We start from the raw sequence: 1,406 nt of genomic DNA, 5'->3' as shown, positions 1-1,406 counted from the left end.
GCACGATCGGGATGGTCAGCCCCATCAACTACGAGAACGCTGCGGCCACCAACCGGGAAGCCGCATAGAGGAAACCTCCACGATTTGGGGGGAACCACAATTGGCCATCCGATGCCAGAAGCATGCTCCGCGGTCCCCGGCGCGACCTCTCCGCGGCGTCGGTGAACAGGCGAAGAGCTCCGCCAAATTAACGAACTGCTGTAGCACCAGCCACGCTGCGACCGCCGAATTCGGGCGGCTGACTTGGCAACAGCCAGCCGTTGGCGAACAGCAGCCGCTGCCAGCGGCGCGCCCACTGTGGCAGGTGAGACACGGGGCGGCGCCGCCCATTGGTTTCGCTTGCGGGGGTAGGGTTTTGGACGAGGAAGGCCGAAGACTCCGCTTGGAACGCTTCGACGTCGGGATCAAAAAATCAGCTGCACGGTACTCCTCGGTGAGCTGCGGCTCGATGCTCTGCTGCGCCGTCGAGCATGTATTCACCCGTTTCGACCGCTTGAGCGCAGACTGCAAATCGTTCTCCTACGTAAAGCCCATTGCGCCGTGCAGCGGTTTCCGTGTCGGAACACCCAGCGACTGACATTCTCCCGCTGAAGCTTTCGCCATCGCGGCGGCCAGCCGGCGAGGCGGATCGTCGCCAGCCAGGCGTCACCGCCACTCAACGAGATTGGCATTGGCATGTCACCGCCGCCTCTGCCCTGCCATGGGATTGCCTGCACTGCTGTCGACGCAGCTGGCTCAGGCGGGGTGCCCGGCGAAAAAATATGGGCCGAAGGCAATCAACCGCCCTCAGCCCATATCCAGGCGTTGTCAGCTGCCGCCTGTGGCTTCGCGTCAGCCCTTCCACAGAAGGTAATCGTTGGTCGCTACCGGGGTGAAACTGATGCTGTCCGGAGCCGGACCTCCGAGGACGCCGAAGTAAATCTTTCCGCTCCGGGTTTGGCCCTGAGGGAGCGGTCCGGTGGGAAGGCCATCGGGGTTGTTCCCCAGGACCGCGTTGTATCTGGTGCCGTCAGCAGCTATGGCGGTGAAGGCCCCGATGTGCGGCGAGGGGTTTCCTTTGATGGCGTGCATGGTTACGTCCGCATACCAGTGCCCGTCCCCCGTTGGCGCCAGGTTGCTTACGGTGACGTCGTAGACCTCGTTGCCCCAGTTACCGGTGACTTGCTGCGAGGCGCCAAAGGGCGCCGGCGGGCCCGCGAGCGCCGTAGTCGCGGTGAATACCGCCGCTAAGACGAGTGCGGCGCCGGCCACCGCAGTCTTGATTGAACGCAAGAGCGTCATTATCGAATCCTTTCTGTCTTTGTTCCTTAAAGAGCTTTCGGTAATACGGTGATTCATGGTCATAGAGAAAGGCCGGTGTGGTTGAGAAAGGCGAAACACAGGTCGTAGTTGGAGCCGATGCGGTT

At 62.2% G+C, this 1,406-nt stretch carries 1 protein-coding gene and 2 pseudogenes; all 3 read right to left on the bottom strand.

The features are described 5' to 3' along the window. Nucleotides 1-174: 174 nt before the first annotated feature. Nucleotides 175-409, bottom strand: a pseudogene (locus CDN38_RS27910) (acyl-CoA dehydrogenase family protein); the annotation flags it as partial. Next, nucleotides 409-642: pseudogene (locus tag CDN38_RS27905) on the bottom strand (acyl-CoA dehydrogenase family protein); the annotation flags it as partial. The pseudogenes CDN38_RS27905 and CDN38_RS27910, both read right to left, overlap by 1 nt. Before the next feature lie 189 nt (nt 643-831). Further along, the gene (locus CDN38_RS27900) at nt 832-1,281 is read right to left on the bottom strand and encodes a DUF1942 domain-containing protein (RefSeq protein WP_180276457.1); all 450 of its coding nucleotides are present in this window, start codon (nt 1,279-1,281) and stop codon (nt 832-834) included. Between the last annotated feature and the right edge of the window lie 125 nt (nt 1,282-1,406).

Origin of the sequence: Mycobacterium ostraviense, assembly GCF_002705925.1 — a bacterium.
GTDB classification, from domain to species: domain Bacteria; phylum Actinomycetota; class Actinomycetes; order Mycobacteriales; family Mycobacteriaceae; genus Mycobacterium; species Mycobacterium ostraviense.
This window is presented reverse-complemented; position numbering and strand designations above follow the sequence as displayed.

Bases quoted from the DNA above. Each gene is read 5' to 3' on its own strand.
- CDN38_RS27900 (WP_180276457.1), bottom strand. From the start codon at position 1,281: ATGACGCTCTTGCGTTCAATCAAGACTGCGGTGGCCGGCGCCGCACTC.